Here is a 4,545-nt window from a genome sequence, read left to right on the forward strand (position 1 = left end):
ACCACCCTCGTCCCTCCGCCACCGCGGCCTTCGCCGCCGCCGTCACCGACGGGTCGTGGGCCTGCCGACGCTGGAGGGCAACGCCCTGCTCGCCGGGCACGGGCTCCCCGTGTACGGCTACGAGTTCGCCGATCCCACCGCGCCGAACGTCAACGGCGTCACCACGCCCGAGGTGCCGCAGGGCGCCGCGCACGCCACGGACGTCCCCTACCTGTTCGACCTGAACGGCCGGAACCTGCTGACCACACCCGCCCAGCAGCGCCTCGCCGACCGGATGATCGGCTACTGGACCACCTTCGCGCGCACCGGTTCACCGGGGCAGGACTGGCCCGCGCTCAGGGGCCCCGAGGGGCCCACCCTGTGGCTCCCCCCGGAGGGCCGCATGGTCGACCCGGGCCTGATCGACCTCGGCGCCGAGCACCGGTGTGCGCTGTGGGCTCAGCTGCCGGGCGGCGGGTGAGCGCCACACGTCGGCCACCGGTCATCCCGCGTTCACCCGCCGGCCCACTCCACCGGTCAGGATCGCGCGCGTGACCGACCAGCTCCCGCAGGCCCCGATGCACGCCTACGCCGTGCAGGACTCCGACGACGACGATCCCGTCCTGGTGGGCCCGGAGGGGGCCGTCGACACCTGGCGGGAGGGGTACCCGTACGACGAGCGCCTCTCCCGCGCCGAGTACGACGAGGTCAAGCGGCTGCTGCAGATCGAGCTGCTCAAGCTGCAGAACCACGTCAAGGCCACCGGATCGCGGATCGTCCTGCTGTTCGAGGGCCGGGACGCCGCGGGCAAGGGCGGCACGATCAAGCGGTTCACCGAGCACCTCAACCCGCGGGGGGCGCGGGTCGTGGCGCTGGAGAAGCCCACCGAGCGCGAGCGCGGCCAGTGGTACTTCCAGCGCTACGTCCAGCACCTGCCCTCGGCCGGGGAGATCGTGCTGTTCGACCGCAGCTGGTACAACCGCGCGGGCGTCGAGCGGGTCATGGGGTTCGCCGACCCGGCCGAGTACATGGAGTTCCTCCGCGCCGCCCCCGAGCTGGAGCGGATGCTCGTCCGCAGCGGGATGCACCTGGTCAAGCTGTGGTTCTCGGTGTCGCAGGCCGAGCAGCGCACCCGCTTCACCATCCGCCAGGTCGATCCCGTGCGGCAGTGGAAGCTCAGCCCGATGGACCTGGCCTCGCTGGACCGGTGGGCGGACTACACCGAGGCCAAGGAGGCGATGTTCTTCTACACCGACACCGCCGACGCACCGTGGACGGTGATCAAGAGCAACGACAAGAAGCGGGCCCGGCTGGAAGCCATGCGGCACGTGCTCCGACTCTTCGACTACCCCGGCAAGGACCTCGCGGTGGCCACCGACCCGGACCCCCTGATCGTCGGCCCCGCCTCCCGGATCTTCGAGGTCGGCGAGGGCCCCGGCGCCTTCCCGCCCCTGGGCCGCCACGCCTGACACCCTTGATCACCGCTCCCGACCCATCGGCGCCGTATACGGCCTCGACGGGTCGCACCCGGCGATCACGGCGTCGGCCGTTCCAGGGGGCCCGGCTCCTCGTCGTCGGGGACTCCCGCAGGGTTTCCACTCGAAACCCAGTTGTCAACCCGACACAGCCCCGTCACACCCCCGTTGTGCGATCCCCACGACGTGGAAGACTGGACCCGGTCCGCCGACGCCGACCGAAACCGGGTGGTCCCGTATGTATGGCCCGATCGATGCGGTCCGGACCCCGCGGATCAGCGGGCTGGGGCACGCACTGCCCGCCCGGATCGTCACGAACGAGGACCTGGTCGCGCGGCTGGACACCACCGACGAGTGGATCCGCACCCGCAGCGGCATCTCCACCCGCCACCACGTGGACCCCGGCACCGCCACCTCCGACCTCGCCGCCGAGGCGGGCGCCCGCGCCCTCAAGCACGACCTGCAGACGGGTGGCAGCGGCCAGGTCGACCTGCTCGTGCTGGCCACGACCACCCCGGACCGCACGTGTCCGGGCACCGGCCCGCTCGTCGCGACCAAGCTCGGCCTCGGCCCGATCCCCGCGTTCGACGTCAACGCGGTCTGCTCCGGCTTCCTCTACGGCCTCTCCACGGCCACCGCCCTGATCGCGAGCGGCACCGCGGACTCCGTCCTGCTGATCGCGGCGGACACGTTCTCCACCATCGTCGACCCGGACGACCGGCGCACCGCCTTCCTGTTCGGCGACGGCGCGGGGGCCGTGGTGCTGCGCGCGGGCGGCGAGCAGACGGTGCACGCGCTCACCCTCGGCTCCGACGGCGGCCAGGAGGACCTGATCATCACCCCCGGCGGCGGCTCCCGGGACCCCGGCTCGGCGGAGCGCTGGTTCGCGATGCAGGGCCAGGCCGTCTACCGGCAGGCCGTGGACCGCATGACCCGCTCCACGCGCGAGGTACTCGACCGGGTCGGCTGGAGCGTCGACGAGGTGGACCGGTTCGTGGGCCACCAGGCCAACAGCCGGATCCTCGACGCCGTGGCACAGCGGCTCGGGCTGCCCGCGGACCGGATCGTGATGAACCTGGACCGGGTGGGCAACACCGCGGCCGCCTCGATCCCGGTCGCCCTGTCCGACGCGCACGACCGCGGCCTGCTCAAGGCGGGCCAGAAGGTCGCCCTGGCGGCCTTCGGCGGCGGTGCGACCTGGGGTGCCGCCGCGCTCACCTGGCCCGAGCTCGGTTAGGTCCCGTTCGTCCGGATGCGAACTGTTCGCCATCCGGTGTTCATGTTCCGTTCATCTTGGAACGCCCTGGCCGTCGCCGTCGGACCGGACCCTCGGGTCGTACGTCCCCCTGCCGAAGGCGCGCCAGCATGGACCTGACCCTGATCGTCGTCGTGGTCATCGTGACCGCGCTGCTGTTCGACTTCACGAACGGCTTCCACGACACCGCCAACGCGATGGCCACCTCGATCGCCACGGGCGCCCTGAGACCGAAGACGGCCGTGATCATCGCGGGCGCGCTGAACCTGGTGGGCGCGTTCCTGTCCGTCGAGGTCGCCAGGACCATCTCCTCCGGGCTGGTCGACGACACGCGGATCACCCCGGTGGTGATCTTCGCGGGGCTCGTCGGCGCCATCCTGTGGAACCTGCTCACCTGGCTGCTGGGGCTGCCGTCCAGCTCGTCGCACGCCCTGTTCGGCGGGCTGATCGGGGCCACCCTCGTGGCCGCGGGCACGGGCGCGGTGCACTTCGGCGCCGTCGTCACCAAGGTGCTGCTGCCCGCGGTGATCTCCCCCGTCCTCGCCGGGGTGGTCGCGTTGCTCGCCACGTACCTCGCCTACCGGGTCACCGCGACCGCCGACGACGGCACCGTCCGGAAGGGCTTCAAGGCGGGCCAGATCGTCTCCGCCTCGATGGTCGCGCTCGCCCACGGCACCAACGACGCCCAGAAGACCATGGGCATCATCACCCTCACCCTGATCACCGCCGGGGTGCTCGCCCCGGACTCCGGTCCGCCGTTCTGGGTGATCGCCTCCGCGGGACTGGCCATCGCGCTCGGCACGTACATGGGCGGCTGGCGGATCATCCGCACCCTCGGCAAGCGCGTCTCGGACATCGAGACCCCGCAGGGCTTCGCCGCCGAGACCGCGTCGACCGCGGTGATCCTCGCCAGCTCGCACCTGGGCTTCGCCCTGTCCACCACGCAGGTCGCCACGGGCGCGATCTTCGGAGCGGGGGCGGGCCGCAGGCTCTCCACCGTGCGCTGGGGCGTCGCGGGCCAGATGGCGCTCACCTGGCTGGTCACGCTGCCCGCGGCCGCGGTCGTCGGGGCGGCCGCCGCCTGGGCGGCCTCGACCGGGACCGCGGGCACGGTGATCGTCGCCGTCGTCGCGGTGGCGGTCGCGGTGGGCATCTACGCGGCCTCCCGGCGCAGGCCGGTCACCGCGGAGAACGTGAACGACGTCCCGGCCGCCACCCCGGCGCCGGCCGAGCAGCCGATCCCGGCCTGAGGGAGGACCGATGACCATCGCCTGGGGGTCCCTCGGGATCGTCGTGCTGGCCTCCCTCGCCTTCGGGGTGGCCGTCGTGGCCCTGGTGGCGTTCGCCCTGGTGGGGCTGTCCGCCCGGCAGGCCACCACCAACGGCGCGCGGGCCGCGCTGAGTCCGGCGGTGGGCACCGCCGTCGCGGTCGTCTGCCTGGCCGCCGTCGCCGCGATCGTGGGGTACGGGCTCTGGATCATCGTCTCGTGAGGCCTTTCATTCGCCCGTAATGTCGTGGTCACCCATCCCGGGCGGCGGATCCGGGAGGCTCGACCCCGATGGCCTCCGTGCACACCAGCGTGCCCCGCTGGCCGACCACCGATCCGGGGGTCGACGAGTCCGGGCGCACCTTCGGGATCATGACCTTCGGGCCCGCGGCACGGTCCGCGGGCGAGGCCTGGGCGCGCCGCCTCGCACAGCTCGACAGACCCGTCGGGATCTGGGCGGGAGGCTCGGCCGCGGAGGCGGCGCCGGTGCTCGCCCGCTGGCTCGTCGAGGCCCGCGTGGGCTTCCGACTGATGCTCGCGGCACCCTCGGCGTTGCCCGGTCGACGAT

The 4,545-nt window shown here is 72.8% G+C and carries 6 protein-coding genes; all 6 read left to right on the plus strand.

Annotation, left to right across the window (positions count from 1 at the left end):
* The coding region (locus H5J29_RS21730; protein ID WP_220187745.1) for a carboxylesterase family protein at positions 1–460 on the plus strand (460 nt) is incomplete at its 5' end.
* Between the two features lie 97 nt (positions 461–557).
* On the plus strand, positions 558–1,448 hold the full coding sequence (gene ppk2, locus H5J29_RS21735) for a polyphosphate kinase 2 (protein WP_181782896.1): 891 nt from the start codon (positions 558–560) through the stop codon (positions 1,446–1,448).
* A 244-nt stretch (positions 1,449–1,692) separates the two neighbouring features.
* On the plus strand, positions 1,693–2,691 hold the full coding sequence (locus tag H5J29_RS21740; RefSeq protein WP_181782893.1) for a beta-ketoacyl-ACP synthase III: 999 nt from the start codon (positions 1,693–1,695) through the stop codon (positions 2,689–2,691).
* A 128-nt stretch (positions 2,692–2,819) separates the two neighbouring features.
* On the plus strand, positions 2,820–3,959 hold the full coding sequence (locus H5J29_RS21745; RefSeq protein WP_181782894.1) for an inorganic phosphate transporter: 1,140 nt from the start codon (positions 2,820–2,822) through the stop codon (positions 3,957–3,959).
* Between the two features lie 10 nt (positions 3,960–3,969).
* Entirely contained in the window at positions 3,970–4,200 is a 231-nt protein-coding gene (locus H5J29_RS21750) for a hypothetical protein (RefSeq protein WP_181782895.1), read from the plus strand.
* A 68-nt stretch (positions 4,201–4,268) separates the two neighbouring features.
* The coding region (locus tag H5J29_RS21755) for a hypothetical protein (protein ID WP_220187746.1) at positions 4,269–4,545 on the plus strand (277 nt) is incomplete at its 3' end.

The sequence above is a fragment of the Pseudonocardia pini genome, from assembly GCF_013870575.1.
Classification (GTDB): Bacteria; Actinomycetota; Actinomycetes; order Mycobacteriales; family Pseudonocardiaceae; genus Pseudonocardia; species Pseudonocardia pini.